Source organism: Cognatishimia activa, assembly GCF_017798205.1.
In the GTDB taxonomy this organism is placed as follows: Bacteria; Pseudomonadota; Alphaproteobacteria; order Rhodobacterales; family Rhodobacteraceae; genus Cognatishimia; species Cognatishimia activa_A.
Map to the genome: position 1 here is coordinate 1,371,964 of NZ_CP060010.1, position 21,753 is coordinate 1,393,716.

Annotated in this window: 23 protein-coding genes; 17 read left to right on the top strand and 6 right to left on the bottom strand. The window is 57.3% G+C overall.

Annotated features, from left to right (window positions below; translation table 11 throughout):
- Positions 1-2: 2 nt before the first annotated feature.
- Complete coding sequence (locus tag HZ995_RS06655; protein ID WP_209357872.1) at positions 3-1,427, bottom strand: FliI/YscN family ATPase; 1,425 nt, start codon at positions 1,425-1,427, stop codon at positions 3-5.
- Positions 1,428-1,451: 24 nt separating this feature from the next.
- On the opposite strand from HZ995_RS06655, the gene HZ995_RS06660 reads away from it, so the two are divergent.
- The 12 genes from HZ995_RS06660 (at position 1,452) to HZ995_RS06715 (ending at position 12,029) form a co-directional block, all read left to right on the top strand.
- Entirely contained in the window at positions 1,452-1,802 is a 351-nt protein-coding gene (locus tag HZ995_RS06660) for a flagellar basal body protein (RefSeq protein ID WP_209357873.1), read from the top strand.
- 3 nt (positions 1,803-1,805) lie between these two features.
- Complete coding sequence (flgC, locus tag HZ995_RS06665; protein WP_209357875.1) at positions 1,806-2,216, top strand: flagellar basal body rod protein FlgC; 411 nt, start codon at positions 1,806-1,808, stop codon at positions 2,214-2,216.
- Positions 2,217-2,222: 6 nt separating this feature from the next.
- A complete protein-coding gene (locus HZ995_RS06670; protein ID WP_209357876.1) occupies positions 2,223-2,540 on the top strand; it encodes a flagellar hook-basal body complex protein FliE in 318 nt (105 codons plus the stop codon).
- Positions 2,541-2,608: 68 nt separating this feature from the next.
- Positions 2,609-2,845: a flagellar biosynthetic protein FliQ gene (locus HZ995_RS06675; RefSeq protein ID WP_209357878.1), complete on the top strand. Its 237-nt coding sequence runs from the start codon at positions 2,609-2,611 to the stop codon at positions 2,843-2,845.
- Between the two features lie 344 nt (positions 2,846-3,189).
- A complete protein-coding gene (locus tag HZ995_RS16185) occupies positions 3,190-3,645 on the top strand; it encodes a transglycosylase SLT domain-containing protein (protein ID WP_348521224.1) in 456 nt (151 codons plus the stop codon).
- A 12-nt stretch (positions 3,646-3,657) separates the two neighbouring features.
- Positions 3,658-5,754 carry a flagellar biosynthesis protein FlhA gene (flhA, locus tag HZ995_RS06685; RefSeq protein WP_209357880.1) on the top strand — a complete coding sequence of 699 codons (2,097 nt, stop codon included), beginning with the start codon at positions 3,658-3,660 and terminating at the stop codon, positions 5,752-5,754.
- A gap of 3 nt (positions 5,755-5,757) precedes the next feature.
- Complete coding sequence (locus HZ995_RS06690; protein WP_209357881.1) at positions 5,758-6,525, top strand: flagellar biosynthetic protein FliR; 768 nt, start codon at positions 5,758-5,760, stop codon at positions 6,523-6,525.
- 15 nt (positions 6,526-6,540) lie between these two features.
- Complete coding sequence (locus HZ995_RS06695; protein WP_209357882.1) at positions 6,541-7,674, top strand: EscU/YscU/HrcU family type III secretion system export apparatus switch protein; 1,134 nt, start codon at positions 6,541-6,543, stop codon at positions 7,672-7,674.
- 91 nt (positions 7,675-7,765) lie between these two features.
- Positions 7,766-8,878, top strand: coding sequence for a mandelate racemase/muconate lactonizing enzyme family protein (locus HZ995_RS06700; RefSeq protein WP_209357883.1), 1,113 nt, complete (start codon positions 7,766-7,768; stop codon positions 8,876-8,878).
- Positions 8,875-9,981, top strand: a complete 1,107-nt coding sequence (locus HZ995_RS06705; protein ID WP_209357885.1) for a mandelate racemase/muconate lactonizing enzyme family protein — start codon at positions 8,875-8,877, stop codon at positions 9,979-9,981. The genes HZ995_RS06700 and HZ995_RS06705 overlap by 4 nt, the downstream gene beginning before the upstream one ends.
- A gap of 52 nt (positions 9,982-10,033) precedes the next feature.
- Positions 10,034-10,939 carry a DMT family transporter gene (locus tag HZ995_RS06710; protein ID WP_209357886.1) on the top strand — a complete coding sequence of 302 codons (906 nt, stop codon included), beginning with the start codon at positions 10,034-10,036 and terminating at the stop codon, positions 10,937-10,939.
- Between the two features lie 61 nt (positions 10,940-11,000).
- Positions 11,001-12,029 (top strand): VOC family protein, encoded by a 1,029-nt coding sequence (locus tag HZ995_RS06715; RefSeq protein ID WP_209357888.1) that lies wholly within the window; start codon positions 11,001-11,003, stop codon positions 12,027-12,029.
- Here HZ995_RS06715 and HZ995_RS06720 read toward each other — a convergent pair.
- Positions 12,026-12,919 (bottom strand): hydrogen peroxide-inducible genes activator, encoded by an 894-nt coding sequence (locus HZ995_RS06720; RefSeq protein ID WP_209357889.1) that lies wholly within the window; start codon positions 12,917-12,919, stop codon positions 12,026-12,028. The two genes, HZ995_RS06715 and HZ995_RS06720, sit on opposite strands and share 4 nt — an antisense overlap.
- Positions 12,920-13,051: 132 nt before the next feature.
- Here HZ995_RS06720 and katG point away from each other — a divergent pair, with 132 nt between their 5' ends.
- Positions 13,052-15,211, top strand: coding sequence for a catalase/peroxidase HPI (katG, locus tag HZ995_RS06725; protein WP_209357890.1), 2,160 nt, complete (start codon positions 13,052-13,054; stop codon positions 15,209-15,211).
- 101 nt (positions 15,212-15,312) lie between these two features.
- On the opposite strand, the gene HZ995_RS06730 is transcribed toward katG, so the two are convergent.
- From HZ995_RS06730 to HZ995_RS06745, 4 genes are read right to left on the bottom strand one after another with little or no spacing between them, the layout of a single operon-like run.
- Positions 15,313-15,990: a MotE family protein gene (locus tag HZ995_RS06730; RefSeq protein WP_209357891.1), complete on the bottom strand. Its 678-nt coding sequence runs from the start codon at positions 15,988-15,990 to the stop codon at positions 15,313-15,315.
- Between the two features lie 2 nt (positions 15,991-15,992).
- The gene (locus HZ995_RS06735; RefSeq protein WP_209357893.1) at positions 15,993-16,340 is read right to left on the bottom strand and encodes a flagellar motor switch protein; all 348 of its coding nucleotides are present in this window, start codon (positions 16,338-16,340) and stop codon (positions 15,993-15,995) included.
- Positions 16,321-17,274, bottom strand: coding sequence for a flagellar motor switch protein FliM (locus HZ995_RS06740; protein WP_209357894.1), 954 nt, complete (start codon positions 17,272-17,274; stop codon positions 16,321-16,323). Before HZ995_RS06740 ends, HZ995_RS06735 begins: the two co-directional genes overlap by 20 nt.
- Positions 17,275-17,285: 11 nt before the next feature.
- Positions 17,286-17,906, bottom strand: coding sequence for a flagellar basal body-associated FliL family protein (locus HZ995_RS06745; protein WP_209357895.1), 621 nt, complete (start codon positions 17,904-17,906; stop codon positions 17,286-17,288).
- A 135-nt stretch (positions 17,907-18,041) separates the two neighbouring features.
- Between HZ995_RS06745 and fliF the strand changes: the two genes are divergently transcribed.
- From fliF to fliP, 4 genes are read left to right on the top strand one after another with little or no spacing between them, the layout of a single operon-like run.
- Positions 18,042-19,820, top strand: coding sequence for a flagellar basal-body MS-ring/collar protein FliF (fliF, locus tag HZ995_RS06750; RefSeq protein ID WP_209357896.1), 1,779 nt, complete (start codon positions 18,042-18,044; stop codon positions 19,818-19,820).
- Positions 19,817-20,488, top strand: coding sequence for a FliH/SctL family protein (locus tag HZ995_RS06755; RefSeq protein WP_209357897.1), 672 nt, complete (start codon positions 19,817-19,819; stop codon positions 20,486-20,488). The genes fliF and HZ995_RS06755 overlap by 4 nt, the downstream gene beginning before the upstream one ends.
- Positions 20,489-20,491: 3 nt before the next feature.
- Positions 20,492-20,851, top strand: coding sequence for a flagellar motor switch protein FliN (fliN, locus tag HZ995_RS06760; protein WP_209357898.1), 360 nt, complete (start codon positions 20,492-20,494; stop codon positions 20,849-20,851).
- Positions 20,852-20,906: 55 nt separating this feature from the next.
- Complete coding sequence (gene fliP / locus HZ995_RS06765) at positions 20,907-21,671, top strand: flagellar type III secretion system pore protein FliP (RefSeq protein ID WP_209358187.1); 765 nt, start codon at positions 20,907-20,909, stop codon at positions 21,669-21,671.
- Positions 21,672-21,753 lie beyond the last annotated feature (82 nt).

The window sequence follows — 21,753 nt, forward strand, 5'->3', positions numbered from 1 at the left end:
TTTTATGCGGCACTGGGTTGATCGACCGCCGCGACGTCGATGGGGACATCAATTCCTGCTTCAAGAAGCATCCGGTACAGCTCCGCAAAGCTTTGGTCAGACATCATCGTGTCGCTCTTGCGCTGGGACAGGAAGGTTTCAGCTACCTTGGCAAAGCGCATAGCAGCGTCGACCTCTGGGTCGGTGCCGGGCTTGTAGGCCCCAACACGGATTAGGTCTTCCATATCCGCATAGCGCGCAAGCGCGCGACGCGCTTCGTTCATGATGGCGTATTCTTCGTCCGAATGGCAGGCCGGCAGCATCCTGGAAATTGACTTCTGAATGTTGATGGCCGGATAGCGCCCCCGTTCAGCAATGGCGCGATCCAGAACCATATGTCCGTCCAAAATGCCGCGAATGGCGTCGGCAATTGGTTCATTCATGTCATCGCCGTCAACCAAAACCGTATAAATCGCAGTGATGTCGCCTTCACCCTCGCGACCGGGGCCAGCGCGCTCCAAAAGATGCGGCAGTTCCGAGAACACAGTGGGTGGATAGCCTTTAGTCGTCGGAGGCTCGCCAGAGGACAGGCCAATTTCGCGTTGCGCCATGGCAAAGCGGGTTACCGAGTCCAGCAACAAGAGAACCTGTCGGCCGGTCGACCTAAAGTGCTCAGCCACAGCCGTCGCGGTCCAGGCTGCTTGCCGCCGAAGCAGGGGGGCTTCATCGCCTGTGGCTACAACAACAACCGAACGCGCCATGCCCTCAGGGCCAAGGTCTTCCTGGATAAACTCCTGGACCTCGCGCCCTCGTTCTCCGACCAGACCAATAACGATGACATCTGCATTCGTATTGCGCGCCAGCATCGCCATAAGAGTGGATTTCCCAACGCCGGATCCCGCAAAGACACCCATGCGCTGTCCCTGACACAGCGGCGTGAACACATCCATGCACTTCACTTTGGTCGAGAGCTTTTGCCCTACACGACGACGTGCAAAGGCGGGAGGTGGTTCGGCCCGTCCACTGGATCTTCGTCCTCTACCTGTCTTGAACCGAGGCGCTGCGGAGAGCGGTTTGCCAAGGCCGTCCACGACGGTTCCGATCCAACTGTCGTCAGGGCTGATGCCGGGATCGTGCTGAACGATCTCAACGTCATCGCCAACTGCGACACCATCCCAGCTCCCGAATGGAAGCAGTTTCAATCCGTCAGAAGAGGCGCCAACAATCTCGGCCATAACCGGCCCTCGGGTGCCTTTCACGACACAGCGCTGACCGATGCCGGCAGCTCTTTTCAGGCCGGCTGCGGTCATGGTCATGCCTACAATTGACTGGACATGGCCAACAATTCTTGTGGCCTCCAAAGAGGATACACGCGTCTTGAGGTCGGAAAAAACCTTGGCCACAAGAATAAACCCTCTGTTAATCCATGCTATACTTGCTATAATCATTGATAACTCTCTCGGAGTCTACCTATGAATACAGAGGCTACTAATCTTTTTGATCTTGCGTCTAAGCGTCTGAAATGGCTCTCAGACAGCCAAAAAACGATCTCTGAAAACATCGCAAACGCCGAGACATCCGGATATCGCGCGAAAGAAGCGCAAAGCTTTGAGAGTTACTTATCGCGCGCAGAAGGTGCTGAAATTGCACCTGATGCGACTTCAGCGGAAAGCGACGTGACATGGGGCGAAGATTTGACGGGGAACTCTGTTGTCCTCGAAGAGCAGATCCTTGCAGCTTCCAGCACGGCAAGTCAGTACAAGATCGCAGCTAATCTCTACAAGAAAGCGCACTCGATGTTGCGCGCTGTGGCAGGGGGCTAATAGATGGATCCGTTAACCACCATTTCCCGTATCGCAAGCACCGGTCTTCGTGCCCAGGGCGAGCGGATGCGCGTTGTTTCTGAAAACGTCGCGAATGCCAATTCCACAGCAAACGAGGCAGGCGGCGATCCCTATCGGCGCAAAACCATCGCTTTCAACGAGCTCGTTGACGTTGAATCCGGAAGCTCTTTGGTTGAGACCACTGAAGTCGAACGCGACATGTCAGCCTTCACCGTGCGCTACGAGCCCCAGCACCCGGCGGCGGATGCCAATGGCTATGTCAAACTGCCCAATGTGAATCCGCTGATTGAGATGGCCAATATGCGCGAGGCCTCGCGGTCTTATGAAGCCAACCTCACGATGCTGGAACAGGCACGGTCGATGCGTTCACAGCTGATCGATCTGTTGGAGTGATAGAAGATGGCTGATTTCACATCGATCCGCCCAAACACCCTGATCCAAAGCGCCTATGGTCAATCCAAGGACCTGAAAGCCGCGACCGAAGCTCAGCCGGAAAAGGCCGAGAGCTTTGGCGATATGCTGCGCGCGGCAGCGGCTCAATCAGCAGAAACCGTGCGCAGGGGTGACGAGGTCTCGACCGCGGGTCTGACAGGTGACGCCAGTATTCAACAGGTTGTTGAGGCCACAATGGACATGGAATCCACCGTTCGCGTTTCTGTTGCCGTGCGGGACCGCATTGTCGAAGCTTATCAGGAAATCATGCGGATGCCGATCTGATCTCCGTTTGATTTTGTTCGGAAAGGACCGCCCGATTGGACAGCACAGGTGCATTTGACGTTATTAGGATGACCCTAGAGACCATCCTGATCGCCTGCGCGCCGGTTCTGGCGATTGCGCTTGGGGTCGGGTTGATCATCTCGTTCATTCAGGCGCTCACGCAAATTCAGGAAATGACGCTGACATTTGTGCCCAAGATCATCGCGATCTTTGGGATTCTGGTTTTCACAATGCCGTTTATGTATGGCACGCTGACCCGCCTGTCCGACACTGTGTTCGACCTGATCGTGTCGGGGGGGTTCTGATGGCGCCTCGGTTTTCAAATGTCCTGAAACTTTTCGTGGCAAGCGCCTTTTTCTGTGCGCAGACCGCTCAGGCGGATCTGTTTACGGGTTTTTACACATCATCGGCGCCAAAACCGAAGCCAGCGCCCGAACGTGTAAAGTCATCCGTCACGACCGGCGCACGTTGCATCTCCGCTATTTTGGCCGCGCAAGAGCGACATGGGATTCCTGATAACCTCCTTTTGGCGATAGGTATCCAGGAAGCTGGCCGTAATGGACCAGAAGGACTCGCTGTCTGGCCCTGGACCGCAAATGCGGCCGGCGAGGGTGTGTTTTTCACCAATCGTATCGAAGCAGAGGAGTGGGTGTCGCAGAAGTTGGCGAATGGGGTAAAAAGCATCGATGTCGGATGCATGCAGGTCAATCTGCATTGGCACGGTGAGAACTTTCCAACCCTCAGCATGGCCTTTGATCCAGAGCGCAACGTGGATTATGCCGCTCGGTTCCTGCGCAACCTGTACAGAGAGACGGGTGATTGGACCAAAGCCGCCGGTCGATATCATTCTGCCACCGACAAGCATCAAAAACGTTATCTGACCAGCCTCAAGCGCAACAAGAACGTGGTCGACAGCCAGATGCCGCGTCTTACGGCCTTGGCAAATTCTGTCGGACGCCCGATCCAGGTCGCCGAAGTCACGCTGCCCAAAGCGCCACCACCGCCGGTGTTCTGGGCTGCTGATGCCGAGAGCGGTGCGAGTTATTCGATCTATACAACGCAACCCCTGCAGCCGGTGCTTCCGGCTTTTCGCAATTCTCCATGACGAAGTCCGACTATGGCCGCAAATGACGCAAATCCTCCGGTAAATCTTGGTGACCAGCTGAAAGGTATGCTGGCCAACCGCGATATCGTCTTTGCGCTTGGCGTGGTGATGATCCTGGGCATGCTTTTTGTGCCTTTGCCGCCGGCGATGCTGGATTTTGGGCTGGCCGCGTCGCTGTCTTTGTCAGTGCTGATCCTTATGGTGGCCCTTTGGATTCCAACGCCGTTGGAGTTCAACTCCTTCCCGACGCTCCTGCTGGTTGTGACTATGCTCAGGCTCGCGCTGAACGTATCGTCGACGCGGCTGATCCTGTCTGAGGGTCACACGGGCTCGGGCGCGGCGGGTCAAGTCATCGAGGGCTTCTCGCGCTTCATGGTGGGTGGCGATTTCGTCATCGGAATCGTGATCTTTGCGATCCTCGTGATCATCAACTTCATCGTTATCACTAAAGGTTCGACCCGGATCGCCGAAGTCGCCGCGCGCTTTAGCTTGGATGCGATGCCCGGCAAGCAAATGGCCATCGACGCCGACCTTGGCGCAGGCATGATCACCGAAGACGAAGCCCGCGTGCGCCGCAAGACGCTTGAGGATGAAAGCAGCTTCTTCGGGGCGATGGACGGTGCGTCCAAATTTGTCCGAGGCGATGCCATCGCGGGTCTGATCATCACGCTGATCAACGTGGTCGGCGGCATTCTGATCGGGATCATCAGCCATGATCTGACGGCGATGCAGGCAGCGTCCAACTATACCGTCCTGACAATCGGCGACGGTTTGGTTACTCAGATCCCGGCCTTGGTGGTATCTCTGTCCGCTGGTCTTCTTGTCACCAAAGGTGGCACGACGGGCGCGGCAAACGAAGCGGTGCTGGGCCAGCTCTCGAACTTCCCACGTGCGCTTTATATGGCCGCGGCCCTCTGTTTTGTTGTGGGTTTCTTGCCCGGCTTCCCCTTTGTGGTTTTCGCAATCTTGGCAGTCGGTATGGGATTCCTCGGGTACTTCATGCAGGGCCAACTGGAAGAACAGGAACGCCGCCGCGCCGAAGAAGAACGTCTTGCTGCCGAAGAGCCCGCCAAAACCGAAGACACTATCCAGGATCTCTTGAAACTAGACGAGCTGCGTTTGGAACTTGGAACGGCATTGGTGCCGCTCATCAACTCTCCGGAAGCGGCGCTGCCCGGCAAAGTCAAAAGCCTGCGTAATCTCTTCATTGCGGACTATGGCTTTGTCATCCCCCCCGTACGGATCAAGGACAATTCCACCCTGCCACACATGACCTATTCGATCTCTATTCAGGGTGTCGAAACAGCCACCGGCGAAATCCGCCCTGGTGCCATGATGCTGATTGAACCCAATGGCGAAGAGATCGATATCCCGGGTGAACGTACCAAAGAGCCGACCTTTGGTCTGAACGCAGTTTGGGTCGACCAAAGCCGTGCGTCGGAAGCAGAGGCGCGTGGTTACACCGTCGTTGATCCGGAAAGCGTCATCACCACGCATATCACTGAGATCATCAAAGAACATATGCCGGATCTGTTGACCTATTCAGCCACCCAAGAGCTGATGGAGAACCAGACCAAAGAGTATCAAAAGCTGCTGACGGATATCTCCAATCCATCCCCAGTGGTTCTGTTGCAGCATGTTCTGCAAACGCTCCTGTCCGAGCGCATTTCGATCCGCAATCTGCCGCGCATTATCGAGGCGATTGCCGAGGCCTCTGTGACCACGAAGAAGGTGCAGCAGGTTGTTGAACATGTGCGCACGCAGCTGTCCAAACAGATCTGCCAGAACCTGCAGGACGAAACCGGCTTTGTTCCTGTGATGACTTTGGGGCAGAGTTGGGAAACCGAGCTGCACAACGCTATCTCTAAAACGGGTGATGAGGTGAATTTCATCATGTCGCCGCAGCGTGTGCAGGAGTTTGTTCTCGCAGTCAGAAAAGACATCCAGCAATTCGCCTCCTCGGATCAATGGCCCGCGCTCTTGGTGGCGCCGGACAGCCGCCCCTATGTGCGCTCGATCCTTGAACGGGTCAGTCCGATGACTCAGGTGATCTCGCACAATGAAGTCCACCGCAAAGCGTCGCTTAAGACGGTCGCCACGATCGGATAAGCGATGGATCTCGACAGTTTTGTCAGCGGGATCGTCTTTGGCTACCTTCTGGTTTTCGCGCGGCTTGGCTCGGCCATGCTGTTCATGCCAGCGTTCGGAGAAACCCAGATCCCAACGACCTCTCGCCTTGCCTTTGCGCTGGTCCTAAGCCTCGCCCTTTACCCGATTATCCCAACGCCGGACCGCGCACCGCAAGAGGCAGGGCCCATGGCAATCATGCTTGCAAGCGAAATCACGGTTGGCTTGTGGATCGGTTTGACGGGGCGGGTTTTGCTGTCAGCGATGCAATTTGCGGGCGGGCAGATCGGTCAGGTAACCGGACTTGCCAACGCTTTCGGTGGCAATATTGGATCTTTCGAAGGCGCGACCCTCATGGCGACTTTTCTATTGATCGGAGCCGTGGCGTTGATGTTCCTTTTAGACATCCACCACATCATCCTACGCGCCTTGATCGACAGCTATGATATTTTCCCACCCGGTCCCTTGATGCTGGGCGATATGGCCGAACAAATGGTCCGAGTGGGCGGGCATTCGCTTTACATCGGCACTGCAATTGCGGCACCCTTCTTTGTAATGGGGGTGATCCTGAACCTTGGGATGGGTCTGGCCAACCGTATGATGCCTCAGCTGCCGGTCTTCTTTGTGGGTGCGCCGTTGCTGATCATCGTAGGGTTCCTGATCTTTGCGGCCGCGGCCCCATCGATGTTTGACTATTTCCTCACCGATTTTGTCGAATGGTTCGGCAATCTTCGGTTCACCACAATGCCCTAGCGCAAGCGAGCCCAGATGGCAGAAGGCGACGAACAGGACAAGAGCCAACAGACGCAGGAACCGACGGAGAAAAAACTCCGCGACGCGCGTAAGAAAGGCGATGTCCCCACCTCGAAAGAGACCGGCAACATGATGGTTGTGGTCTCTTTGATTGGCGTGGCCGGCTTTGCTCTGCAATGGCAAGGGCCACAGATGGTGGATGCGCTGTCCTCACTGATTGACCAGTCCGGCACGATCAACATCGGCAGCGACAGCGCGGGGGTGAACGACCTTGGCGAGATCTTCTGGGACTTTGTGATCCGCATTTCGGTCGCGATCACACCGATTTTCGCGCTGATGCTGGCGGGGGCCATTTTCGGTGTTTTGATTCAAGGTGAAACCGTCGTCGCCGCAGAGCGGATCAAACCCAAGCTCTCCAAGATTTCCTTGATCGGCGGGATCAAACGCCAGTTCTCGGCCAATACGCTGGTCGAATTTGTCAAAAGCCTCGTCAAAGTCCTTGTGGTCGGAGGCCTTGCCCTCTGGGTGACCAATGGCGCCGTGCGGGCGATCTGGCAGACGCCCGGCTTTTTGCCGGAATACCTGCCGGGCTATATGGCCGACGCAGCACGCAGGCTCTTGATTGCGGCCGCGATTTTTCTTGTGCCTGTCGCGATCCTCGACATCCTCTGGCAGCGCTTTAACTGGCGCAACAAGCAGATGATGACGATCAAAGAAGTCCGCGACGAGATGAAAGAATCAGAAGGCGACCCCTTGATCAGAGGCAAACGCGCAGCCCTGCGTCGCCAACGCGCACAACAACGCATCGCGGCGGCCGTGCCGAACGCCGATGTGATCCTGACCAACCCGACCCACTATGCGGTTGCTCTGAAATACGAACTCGGCGAGGACGTCGCGCCGGTCTGTGTGGCCAAAGGCGCAGACCTTATGGCGCGCCAGATCCGTTTGATCGCCCACGAACACGACGTGCCGATCCTGGAAAACAAGCCACTCGCGCGCACGCTTTACGATGTGGTCGAGATCGATGACCCGGTTCCAGTGGAACATTGGGAGGTCGTGGCCGAGATCATCAGCTTCGTCATGGCGCTGAAAACCGATCCAAATCGCAAGCCGCCTGCGGGTTCGTCGCTGCGCGAGGATCCTGAATAAGGCCGTCGCAAACTACATTTCGCGTCGTTTTTTGCAACTCAGTGCGAAATTTCCGGCTTAAGCTAGGCTTCACACCAGCACCGGAGCCTGCATGAAAATCACCCGTATCCGCGTTTTCAAAACGCCCTTGCCCTATGTCGACGGCGCCTATGCCTGGGGTGCGGGGAACGCCATCGAGGTCGCTATGGCTTCGGTCGTGGTCATCGACACAGACGCAGGGCTACAAGGCTGCGGGGAATTCACGCCTTGTGGCGAGAACTATATGGTCGCGCATTCCGAAGGCGTCGAGGCCCTCGCGAAATTGGTGGCACGTAAACTGTTGGGTGAAGACCCACGGCAACTCGGCCGGATCGAGCAAATTCTGGATCACACAGTGCAGGGCCACGGCTACGCCAAAGCGCCTTTTGATGCAGCTTGCTGGGACATTTTGGGCAAGGCCACGAACCAACCTGTCTGGATGCTGCTTGGAGGAAAACTTACGGATGGCGCTCCGATGTATCGAGTCGCTCCCCAGCGCTCGACCGAGGAAACCATTGCCGAACTCGACCGTCACCGCGCAGCAGGCTATCGCCAGTTTCAGATCAAAGTCGGCGCGGATTGGCAGACGGACATTGATCGCATTCGCCAAACCGTCCCCTTGCTGAAACCCGGCGAAAAAGCCATGGCGGATGCAAATCAAGGCTGGCGTGTGGACAACGCGATCCGATTGGCGCGTGCCACCAAGGATCTTGATTTCATTCTAGAGCAGCCCTGCCGCACCTATGAAGAATGCCAGCAAGTGCGACGCGTGGCCGAACAGCCGATGAAGCTCGATGAATGCCTCACGGGGATGAACGCAGCCCAAAGGATCGTCGCGGATCGCGGGGCGGAAATCTGTTGCCTCAAAATCTCAAACCTCGGCGGCCTCAGCAAAGCCCGCCGCGTGCGCGATTTCCTGATCGACAATCGCATTCCCGTCATCAGTGAAGATACTTGGGGCGGGGAGATCACATCCTCGGTTGTGGCCCATTTCGCGGCCTCGACGCCTGAAGAGTATCTGCAGAACACGACAGACCTGATGAACTACAACACCCGCTCGACGGGCATCGGCGGGCCGATATCCAAAGACGGTAAACTCTATGCCACCGACACGCCCGGCCTTGGCGTCACCCCTGATTTCGCAAGCCTAGGTGCCGCGGTCTTTGACACCGGAGAGACAGCATGAAAATCACAGCCATAACCGTATTCCACAGAGATCTGCCGCTAGAGCACCCCTATTGGCTCTCGGGTGGTCGCCTGAAATTCGAAGTCCTCGACGCAACCTTCGTCAAAATCGAGACCGATGCGGGCATCACCGGCTGGGGCGAAGGCACGCCTTGGGGGCATACCTATGTCCCCGCCCACGGACCGGGCATTCGCGCAGGTATAGAGACCATGGCCCCCTTTGTCATAGGGCTCGACCCTCGGCGGGTTCTGGACGTGGAACGTGCGATGGATCTTGCTTTGCCGGGGCATCTTTATGCCAAATCTCCCATCGATATGGCGTGTTGGGATATCGCAGGTCAGGCGGCGGGCCTGCCGATTGCAGACCTTATGGGTGGCGGCTCTCGCACCCCGCGCCCGATTGCGTCGTCAGTCGGGGCCAAAACCGTCGAGGAAACCCGCGCCGTCATCGACCGCTATCGCCAACGCGGGTATATCGCCCATTCGGTGAAGATCGGCGGAGACGTCGACCGCGATATCGCGCGTATTCGCGACGTGGAAGACATCCGCAAACCTGGCGAAATCGTGCTTTATGACGTCAATCGCGGCTGGACTCGCCAACAGGCGCTGCGGGTTATGAGCGCCACCGAAGACCTGAATGTCATGTTCGAGCAACCCGGTGAGACGCTCGACGACATCGCAGCGATCTCGCAAAAACACGCAGGACCGGTGAGTGTCGACGAAAGCCTCGTCACGCTGCAAGACGCCGCCCGCATCGCGCGCGACGGGATCGCCGAAATCTTTGGTATCAAACTCAACCGCGTCGGAGGCCTCACCAAAGCCGCCCGCATGCGCGACGTCGCTTTGGCGCATGGGATCGATATGTTTGTGATGGCAACCGGCGGCTCGGTCTTGGCCGACACCGAGGCCCTGCATTTGGCGGCGACAATCCCAGACCACAACTGCCACGCGGTCTGGGCCTGTCAGGATATGATCACTCTGGATATTGCGCCGGGGCAGGGGCCTCGGAATGTGGACGGTCATCTGCATCTGCCTGAAACGCCGGGCCTCGGCGTTCACCCAGACGAAAACCTGCTGGGTGATCCAATCGCACGCTATACGTAATTGCCGCAAGAACCGGATTGTGGGGCCTGTCGCGGCCCCATAGTCTCGCGCCATGACTACATCAGCCAAGCTCGACCTAACCTCCAGCCTGCTTTTGCTCGCGCTCGCCTCTGTCTGGGGCGGGTCGTTCTTTTTCGCAGAGATCGCGCTGGCCGAGGTTCCACCCCTGACGATCACCCTGCACCGCGTCTTCTGGGCCGCGCCGCTTTTGTTAATCGTGGTTCGGATCGCAGGCATTCCCTTGCCGAGAGACCCGCGCACCTGGGGCGCCTATCTGGTCATGGGTGCCTTGAACAACGCCATTCCCTTTTCCCTGATCTTTTGGGGGCAAAGCCAGATCGACAGTGGGCTCGCGTCAATTCTGAACGGCACAACAGCGATGTTTGGCGCGGTGGTGGCGGGGCTTTTGCTCAAGGACGAGCCGCTCACCCCAAACAAACTGGCAGGCGCAGGGCTGGGGCTGATCGGCGTGGGCCTCATCATGGGTCCAGACGCGCTCCTTGGATTTAACCTCGCCAACTTGGCTCAACTCGCCATTCTGGCTGGGTCTTTGTCCTATGCTGTCGCAAGCGTTTGGGGCAAAGCCACGCTGGCAACCCAGCCACCCCTGATGAACGCCTGCGGCATGGTGATCGGCAGCACGGTCTTGATGATCCCAATCGTTTTGGTCGTCGACGGACCGCCCAGTTTTGCGCTGTCTCCTTCTGTTTGGTCAGCGCTTCTGGGCCTTTCATGCCTCTCCACAGTCCTCGCCTATGGGCTTTACTTCGCGATCCTGAAACGCGCGGGGGCGGCCAACCTGATGCTCGTCACGCTGTTGATCCCTCCCTTCGCCATCGCCCTCGGCGCGGCCTTCCTCGGCGAGCGCCTCCCCTCCAGCGCGTGGATCGGCTTCGCCGTCATTGCTGTCGGATTTGCCGTCACAGATGGTCGCCTGTTGACGTCACGGACACGATGATCCCACTTGGACAGATCCAAAAAGCGCTTAAGTTGGATCTAAGAGAGGCAAGGGGGCTTTCATGGCGCATGGCGAATTCATCTGGTGTGATCTGTCGACGTTTCGACCAGATGTAACCAAACCCTTTTATTCAGAGCTTTTCGGTTGGGCGTATGAGGGCCTGACCCAACCGGATGGCACCGCCTATGACGTGGCTGGAACCCAGCACGGTGCAAGCGCCGCGATCTACCAAATGCCTCCGAAATTCGTCGAGATCGGCATGCCCAGCTTCTGGATGCCCTATATCGATGTGGAGGACATCAACGCGGCTTGCGAGACGGCTTTGTCCCTTGGCGGTCGGGTTGAAATCGGCCCGATCAGCTGGGGCGACTTCGGTCAGGTTGCCCTGATCCGAGACCCCCTGGGCGCGGGCTTTACCGTCATGCAAGGCGGCATGCCCGACACCAGTGCGATCACACCCACATCAGGACACGCGATGGCCTTTGCGCTGTATGTCTCAGACGCGGATGCGGTCAGCGGGTTTTACAACGCGCTCTTTGGATGGACATTGGACCCGCAAGGCACAGAGACCTCCTTCAATGTGATCTCAAAGACCGGCGCGCAGGTCGCCGAACTCCACCAAATGCCAGACGAGGAGCGTGGCAAAGAGCAATTCTGGTCGATCCAATTCGCGACTGAGAACCTAGCCGCGTCTAAAGCCACGCTTCTGGTCCAAGGCGGTGAAGTCGTCTTTGAAGGCGAGGGCACATTGCTAGCGCGCGACCCGGACAGAGGCGCATTCTTCGTGACCGAAGTCAAAAGCGCTGCGACGCCAAGCATACCCACGACAACTAAACCCACACCCGCCAAACCCGACACCAAATGGCGCACATGGGTGGGGCTCGGCATCGTCTACCTCGCGCTCTTCACCAACTTAAATTGGCTCTGGGGCATCCTGTTCCTGATGTGGACCATTCCCGCTCTACGCAGTGGCGAGACGTTCTTTGTCGAGCCCATCAGCCGCCGCGACACGCCGGGCCTTTATTGGGTGCTGATCATCACGTGGATCGGCCTCAGCCTTTTGCTGTTCTGGTACGGGTGGGGCGTCTAGTCGGGGCCAAGCGCGTCCCTCAAAATATGCGCCAACTGTTCAAGCTGGCCCGCCAAGGAACTGGACTTCCTCCAAGCCAGACCAATCGAGCGCGTCGGTTGCGGCGTGCCAAACCGAGCCACCGCAACTCGCGCGGATTGGGTTTCTACCGGAACCGCCATTTCAGGGATCAAAGTGACTCCAACGCCCGACCCCACCAATTGCACCAAAGTCGATAAAGACGAAGCATCCAGCAACTCTCGCGACGAGCTGGGGTTGTAGCTGCAAAACGCCAAAGCCTGATCGCGGAAACAGTGGCCCTCTTCCAGCAACAGCAGCTTCATCTCTCGCAGCTGATCTGGCGCGGGCACCGGCATGTCGCCTTCATCCGAGGGTCGGATCAACACGAACTCTTCGTCAAACAGAGCGAATTCATCCAACCCTGTTTCGGCAAGGGGCAAGGCTACAATCGCCGCGTCTAGACGACCTTCGGACAACTCTGCGATCAGAGTCTGGGTCAGGGTCTCGCGGATTTTCAATTCCAGCCCCGGGTAAGCCTCATCTAAAACCCCCAAAACCCGCGGCAATAAATAGGGCGCGACCGTAGGAATCACCCCAAGCCGCAACTGCCCTGCCATGCCCCCACGCGAGGCGCGCGCCAGATCGCCCAGCTCATCCACCGAACGCAGAATTTCCCGCGCCCGCCGCGCAAATTCCTCGCCAAATCCGGTCAAACGCACCTGCCGCGTGCTGCGTTCAAACAGAGCCATGCCGAGTGATTGCTCTAACTCTCTGATTTGCACAGACAAAGCGGGTTGTGACACGGCGCAGGCCTCGGCGGCACGGCCAAAATGCGCGTGTTTGGCCACCGCAGAGAAATAACGAAGCTGTTTCAATGTCAGGTTATTCATAAGAAAATCATATCAATTGAATTCAAAAATACAATTTCTTCAAATGAAAATTTAGATCTATTCTAAACCCGAGATACGCCGATTTTATAGGCAGGCATCAGACCCACCTCGACTTCAGGAAAAGGATTTCACATGAACGTACATGACAAAAGCGCTGGCAAGTGTCCGGTGATGCATGGGGGCAATACCTCTCAGGCACAGCCGACGACCGACTGGTGGCCCAAGACGCTGAACCTGGACATTCTGCACCAGCATGACGTGAAAACAGATCCGATGGGTCCGGATTTTGACTATCAATCCGAGGTTAAGGGGCTGGATTTTGACGCGGTCAAAAGGACCTGCATGGCCTTTATGACCGATAGCCAGGACTGGTGGCCTGCGGACTATGGCCACTATGGCGGGTTGATGATCCGGATGGCATGGCACTCGGCTGGCTCTTACCGCACGACGGACGGTCGCGGGGGCGCAGGCCACGGCAACATGCGGTTTGCACCGCTGAACTCTTGGCCTGACAACGGCAACCTCGACAAAGCGCGTCGTCTGCTGTGGCCGATCAAAAAGAAATACGGCAACAAGCTCAGCTGGGCGGATCTGATCATCCTTGCGGGCACAGTGGCCTATGAATCCATGGGTCTGAAAACCTTTGGCTTCGGCTATGGCCGTCCTGACATCTGGGCCCCCGAGAAAGACACCTATTGGGGCACCGAGCGCGAGTGGCTGACCGATGGCCGCTATTCTGATGCGGACGACCGCGAAAGCCTCGAGAACCCTCTGGCGGCTGTGGTCATGGGTCTGATCTATGTGAACCCGGAAGGTGTGAATGCTCAGCCGAACCCTCTGAACACCGCCAAGGACATGCGCGTCACCTTTGGCCGTATGGCGATGAATGATGAGGAAACCGTGGCGCTGACAGTCGGTGGCCATACCGTCGGTAAGGCGCACGGCAATGGCGATGCGGGCAAGCTGGGCGCAGAGCCCGAAGGCGCAGAAATCGAAGACATGGGCTTTGGCTGGCTGAACAAATCCGGTCGCGGCATTGGGTCTGACACTGTGACCTCTGGCATCGAAGGCGCCTGGACCACGAACCCGACCAAATGGGACAACGGCTATCTGGACCTTTTGTTCAAATACGATTGGGAACTGGTGAAATCCCCAGCCGGAGCACAGCAATACGCGCCAGTCGGCATTTCTGAGGAAGACATGCCAGTGGACGCCGAAGACGCTTCCCAGCGCCGCATGCCGGTCATGACCGACGCGGATATGGCGGTCAAAGTCGACCCGGGCTTCCGCGAAATCGCTGAAAAGTTCCAGAATGACTTCGACTATTTCTCCGATTGCTTTGCACGTGCTTGGTTCAAACTGACCCACCGCGATATGGGGCCAAAGGCGCGCTATGTTGGCCCAGACGTGCCTGCAGAGGACCTGATCTGGCAAGACGTGATCCCAGCGGGCGCAACGGGCTATGATGTTGCAGCGGTCAAAGCAGCCATCGCATCCAGCGGTCTGTCGACCTCTGATCTCGTGGCAACCGCTTGGGACAGCGCGCGGACTTTCCGTGGCTCGGACCTGCGCGGCGGTGCCAATGGCGCGCGCATTCGTCTGGCACCTCAGAAGGACTGGGACGGCAATGAGCCAGCGCGTCTGGCGAGTGTTCTTGGCACTCTGGAAGGCATCGCTTCTGCAAATGGTGCAAGCCTCGCAGATACCATCGTGCTGGCGGGCAATGTCGGCGTGGAAACCGCAGCCAAGGCGGCCGGGTTCGATGTCGAGGTGCCGTTCACTCCGGGTCGCGGCGATGCCACGCAAGAGTCCACCGATGTCGACAGCTTTGACGTTCTGGAACCCATCCACGACGGCTTCCGTAACTGGTTGAAGAAAGACTACGCAGTCGCGGCCGAGGAAATGCTGCTCGACAAAGCGCAACTCTTGGGCTTGTCCGCGCCAGAGATGACAGTCCTTGTTGGCGGCATGCGTGTTCTTGGGACCAACCACGGTGGCAGCGCGGATGGTGTGTTCACCGACAACGTGGGCGCACTGACCACAGACTTCTTCGTTAATCTGACCGACATGGCCAATACATGGCATCCGGTCGAGGGCGGTTATGAAGTTCGAGATCGCGCGTCAGGGTCTGTCAAATGGACGGCATCCCGCGTGGATCTGATCTTTGGCTCCAACTCCATCCTGCGCGCATATGCAGAACTTTATGCGCAAGACGACAATGCCGAGAAGTTCGTGCACGACTTCGTTGCCGCTTGGACCAAGGTCATGAACAACGACCGGTTTGACGCATAAACAGCAAAGGCGCCGGGGATTTTCCCGGCGCCTAATTTGCATCCTCCGGATTTTTTGAAAAAATCCGGAGGCTTTTTCTTTTAAAGAAAAAGCGACCTCCGTCAGTTCAGACGAACCCCGTTCAGGTCTTGATCACCCGGCAACTGACTGCGTTCCAGAATAATCTTGGACACCGCCCGCGCCCTTACTGGCGTCATCTTCGCCAAAATCGGAGCAGCGGTGCGCGGCGACATGGTCCCCAGAACCATGATCGTCACTTCGATATCCATTTCGTTCATGAGGCTCGCAGCTTCTGCAGGCTTCATGTTCTTGTAGAAGTCAATCAAGCGCTGAACGTCATCGGTCTGCTGCGCTTCAATCTTGGCCAGCAGGGTCTCAATCGAGCCCTTCAACTCCACCAGAGCCGCCTTCTCGATATCCAGCTTTTCGCGCGCTAGCGTCACTTCCGCCTCATGCGCATCGACCTTGGCCATGCGTTCGGCGATCAGTTCGCGCTCTTTGGACAGCGCGCGCAGCACTTCTTCGGGAGTCTCACAAAGCCCGGGCGTGTCCGACAGCCCCGCAATCACCGGAGGTGGACCTTCGTCATCCTCGTCTTCGGACTTCGCAACAACCTTTTCATCCGTGTCAGCATCGCCTGCGGTCAGAACGATATCTGAAATTGTCGGCGCCGGAGCGGTAAACGGATTGGGCAATTCAGGCAAAGACACCGCGGCCTTCGCCACGACGGTCATCACCAACCCCCCAATCAGGATTTTACCAACCGGAACCCGCGCCATGATCAGGCCCGTTCGGCGCGAGAGGCGTCAAAGAAGCGCCGCACCAGATCCTGCTTGTCGCGCACCACCTGAACACCCGGGATTTTGGCGCGGGACTGGCGACGTGTCGCAAACATCGGCTCGTCTTCATCCTCTGCCTCCTTAAACATCGGACGCTCCTCAAGGTTCTGCTTCATCGCAGCAACCGAGGCCTCGGACTTGTCGACGGCCTGAGAATATTCGTTGATCAGCGGCTCCAACTCTTTCAAAGCCCCCATCAAAACATGCACTTTACGCGATACGTAATACCCATAAGCGATCGCGCCAGTCAGCAGCGCTATGATCACAAGATCAGTCAATGTCGCGGCCATGGTCGGTCTCCTCTTCTGCTTCGATACGTTCTGTAATGCGAATGGCGGTATTGCCATTGTTGCGTTTACCCATCAGCGCCTTGAACATCTCTGTTTCTGCGCAGATCACTCGGGCCTCGTGATCCTCTTCGATCCAGAGGTTCACCGTTTCGCCCGGTTTCCAATTCAGCAATGTCTGGATTGGCAGCTCGATCTCTGTCAGCACAGCTTCCAGCTCAACCACTGACCGTTCGATTTGGCCGGTCAGCTGATCTTTCCACGGGCTGCCATCCTCGTTGGGTTCTCCGTAGTGGATTTTGCCCAGCTTGGGACGGATTGGTTCCAAAGCGTCGTAAGGGATGATCGCGTCAAACATGCCCGTGCGACCGGCCAGCGCGACGGCAAATCGCATACGACACACAAGGCTGGTCGGTTGGGTTACCATCGACGAGTCCGGATCTGTCTCGATGCGGTCCAGTTCCATATCGACATCGGCGACCATTGCCAGACAGCGACGCAATTCAACTGTTAGAATATCGCCAATCCGGCGCGCAAAGCCGCGCTCGATTGCCGTGAACTCTTCGGACTGCCTTTTCAACTCGCCTTTCGGAGACCCACCCAGCATGAGCTCCATAGTGGTCAGGGCAAAGGTCGAGTCCAGTGCCAGCAGGATAGCGCCATTCAGGTGGTTTGCCTCTACGATGCCAAAAAACGAAGGCATCGAGATCCCGTCGATCGCCTGCGCCATCGGGAGATAGTCCAGACTGTTCAAGGAGGCCTCGACGATCACACCTGTGACGTCAGGCAAAACGGCCGTCAAAGCATCCGCAAGTCGCTCGCCGATAATGTCCAGCATCGGAAGGCGGTCGAAATTGAAATCGGACATGCGGATGATCTCGTCGATCACCCCTTTGCCGTTTTCGGCGATTTCCTCTGGCGTCATGATCTTGTTCATTCTCGCCCCGCCTATTGCACGATCAGATCGCTGATCAGGATTTCTTGCGGCAAATCATTGCCTGCCGCTGCCCGTGCCCGTTTCAACAACTCGGATTTCACGGTCAGGATCCCTGCCATGCCCCGCACATCTGCTTCCGTCAGGCTACGGGCATATCCGTTAAACAGATCCCGCATGAACGGCTTTCGGCTTTCCATCAGCTCTTTGGAGCCGGGATCCGGGCGATAGACCATGACCACATTCATCTTGAGGAAGGCGTTGATCGGGACACCGTGTTGATTGAAACTGGTGATATTGGTCAGGATCTCATCAAACTCGATAATGCCGTCTTCGGCGGTTTTGATCTCTTCTTCGCCCTCACCACCGCCGTCAGCGTTCTTTTCGTCAGACTCTTTAGCGGCGAGTTCCTCGTCGACACCTTCTTCGACGACTTCTTCAACATAGTCAGGCGCATAGGTCTCGGCGTCTTCTTGAAACGCCATCCGCGCAAGGAAAAACCCTCCGCCCAAAGAGACGAGAGACAGCACAACCGCTGCAATCAGAAGCTTTTTACTGCCCTTAGGCTGGGCGTCTTCTTCGCCCTCTGCCTCGGCCGCCAGCTCCGCATCGTTTTCCTTAGGTGCCTTAGCCATGGATTTTCCAATAATTCTGCTTGGTATATTCTTAGTTTTTTCAATTGAATGCAAGTATAGACATGGATATTTACTTGCTATTCAAAAATAGTCTATCCTTACATCAAAGACAGCCGTAACGCCTCAGGAGGCCCCGTGCAGAACTTTCTGAACAATCTGATGGCGCTGGGTCAGCGTCGGCTCATGATCCTGGGCGGGGTCGCGGCTGTGATTATGGGTGTCATGCTGTTTGGCATCACCGCGATCACCGCGCCGAACTACCAGCCTCTGTATCGGAACCTTTCGACGGCGACGGCAAGTTCGATCGAGGCCACGCTAACAAGTTCCGGCTTTAACGCGATCATGAGTGAGGACGGCACGTCTGTGTCTGTCCCTGCGTCGGACATGGCGCGCGCGCGGATGGTTCTGGCCGAGACCGGTATTCCAATTGAAGGCGATCCGGGTTGGGAGCTCTTTGACGAATCCACCGGCCTTGCCATGAACTCTTTCATGCAACGCGTGAACCGTTTGCGCGCGATGGAAGGCGAACTGGCGCGGTCTATCCAAACGCTCGAAGGCGTGCAAAGTGCGCGCGTTCATCTGGTTTTGCCGGAGCGCGAAGCCTTTAGCCGCGAGCGTCCCAACCCGCGCGCGTCTGTGATTGTGCGCCCGGTGCCGGGTCGCGCCATCAGCCGCAAACAGGCGACAGCTGTGCGGAACCTTGTGGCGTCATCCGTCGCGGAGCTTGACCTCAACCGTGTCACCGTCCTGTCGGCAAGCGGCGAAGTCATTCTGGCCGAGACCGGATCTGCCGGCGGTCAGGTGACGCTGCAAACCACGAAGTCCACCATCGAAGAGCGACTGGCGCAAGAAGTCCAGAACATGCTGACCGCCCGCGTCGGCGCTGGCAACGCTCGTGTGCGGGTCAATGTGGAACTGACGAACTCGCGAGAAGTCGTCGTAGAGCAGAGCTTTAACCCCGAGCAGCAGGTTGTGCGATCCACCGAAAGCACCACCGAAGATAAATCAGGCACCGAAGGCAACGGCAACGTTGGCGTTGAAAACAACATCCTGCGGCGCTGCAGGGGTGATGGGGCAGGTGCCAGCAACACGCAATCCAAATCCGGTGAAGTTGTCCAATACGAAATCGGCAACACCCGCCGCGAAATCATCCGCGAAGCCGGAGAGGTCAAACGCATCTCGGTCGCGGTTCTGGTGAATGGTATCTACAACGTTGAAGACGGTGATGTGATCTATGAAGACCGCGCGCCCGAAGAAATCGCACGCTTGCAGGAACTCGTGAAAACCGCCGTCGGCTTTAGTGCCGCACGCGGCGATGAGGTCTCGGTCGACAGCCTGCGCTTCATGGATTATTCGATGGAGGTCGGCGATCCGGTCACCATGTCCATCATGGATCAGATCACCCGCAACTTCATGTCTGTCCTGCGAGCTCTGCTGGGTCTGATCATCGTCGCGATGATTATGATCCTCGGTGTTCGTCCCGCCCTGCGTACCTTGCTTGAAAAACCTGCAGAGCTGTCGAATGACGACGCCGTTGCCCTTACAGGCCCTGATGGTGAACCTCTTGAGGTGACCGCAACAGCTGAGGGCGATGTCCTTGCCGCAGATCCTACCGTACAACAGCCGCTCCCGTCCCCGACGGCCGAGCCAGAGCTTGCCGCGATACAGACGCAAGAGCAGCCGGAATATGAGCCTCGCGCTGTGCGCAATGGATCCGATCCCGAAGCCCCGGGCGCGACCTCGATCTTTGACATAAACGAAGACGACGGCCCGCATGAGTACATCGAAACCCTCGGGGTGCGCGGCAGCTTGATCAAAGCGCGTGTCGAAGCCATTCAGAACATGGCCGAGGAAAAGCCAGATGACGTCCTGCGCGTCCTGCGCAGCTGGCTGCATCAGGAGGCTGAGGCATGAACGCGCTCTTCCTCAGAGACTTTGATGCTGAGCAAGCCTCTGCCGCGCAAGTAGATGGCGCCGATGAGGTCACCGAAGAGGCCGCCGAGCCACTTTTCACCTTCACCGAAGCGGAGCTGGGCAAAATGCTGGCGGACGCGCGTGCCGAAGGCCATTTGAATGGCCTCAACGAAGGAGAGGCCGCCGGTCGTCAGTCTGAACGCCAGACCATCGAAGCCGAGGCGCTTGAGGCCCTGCAAGAACTCCAAAACCGCATCGCGGATTTCGCGACCGAAGACGCCCGTCGTCGGTCCGACATGCAGCAAGACATCATCGATCTGTTTCTGGACGTCGCTGAACGCATAGCGCCTGACTTCCTCAACGCCTATTCGGCAGAGCTTGTGCAAGCCCGCATCACCGAAGCCGCGCATCTAGGCGTCGGGCAGTCCAAGCTGCAGATCAAACTGGCCCCAGAAACCCAAGCCGCCCTTGCCGAGCCGCTCAAAGTCATCGATCCAACCGGTGAGATGCTCGAGGTCGCAACCGACCCTGATTTCAAGAACGGCGAGGCGCGCGTGACCTGGGAAAACGGTTTCCTGAAATACAACCTCGATCGCGTGGTGTCCGAATTGCTGGACGGGCTGCGCGAGGCCTCCTCGAAAATGAACCCTCAACCTCAGAAAGTCTAAGCCATGTCAGAAGACACGCCTGAAGCCGCTGAAACCGAAGCCCCAGCAGAGGGGTCCGTTACGCCAGAAGAGGCGCTTGAGGCGATTGCCGAAGGCGAAGAACTGGGCGGACGCAACATCGATGCGCTCTATAACGTCAAGCTCGACGTCCGCGTGGTCTTGGGCCGCTCGCGCATGTCGATTTCCGAGCTTCTGGAACTGACCAAAGGCTCGGTGATCGAGCTGGACCGCAAAGTCGGAGACCCGATTGATATCATGATCAACGACCGCATGGTCGCGCGCGGTGACTTGGTCAAAGTGAACGGCGAATTTATCGGTGTCGCCCTGCGAGAGATCGTCAAAGACTTTATTTCCGGCACCTGATCCGGTGCGCAGCCTGCAATCCCTCTTTGGGCTGATCATTGCCCTGACCGCTGGGATGTTCCTGGCGGATACGGCTGTGGCACAAGAGGACTTTGGTGGGCTGCTGCGCGAACTTTCCAGCACCATCAGTGGCGAAGAACCGGGCAGCGAGGGTACAACCACACTGGCAGGTCGCTTGATCCAGCTCTTCGCGCTTGTCACGGTTCTGTCGATTGCGCCGGGGTTGTTGGTTGTGATGACCAGCTTCACACGCTTCGTCATTGTCTTTTCCATGCTGCGCTCGGCGTTGGGTCTGCAGCAGACGCCGCCCAATATGGTGCTGAACGCGATGGCGCTGTTCATGACCTATTTCGTTATGCAACCCGTGTTCGACGATGCCTATCAAGACGGCCTCCAGCCTCTGATCCGCAATGCCATCACTGAAGAACAGGCCGCAGTCGCGATCGCGGAACCTTTCCGCCAGTTCATGTTCGTGAACACGCGCGAAAAGGACATGGCGCTCTTTCGCGATATCGCAGGCGAACCAGAGCCCGAAGTTATCCCTGAGAATGCCCAAGACGTTGAATGGCGCGTTCTTATCCCAAGCTTCATGATCTCTGAGTTGCGTCGCGCCTTCACCATCGGTTTCCTGCTCTACCTGCCGTTTATCGCGATCGACCTCATCGTGGCCTCGGTTCTCATGTCTGCTGGTATGATGATGTTGCCGCCTGTCATCGTGTCATTGCCCTTTAAGGTCATCTTTTTCGTGTTGATTGACGGCTGGTACATGCTGGCTGGATCGTTAATGCAATCCTACACCGTCGTCGCGGGCGGAGGGTAGCGTGCAACACAAGATATTGTGGATAACTTAAGGTTGCAGAGTAAGTATGGCATAGGTTATCCATGGATAAGGTGAGTTTCAC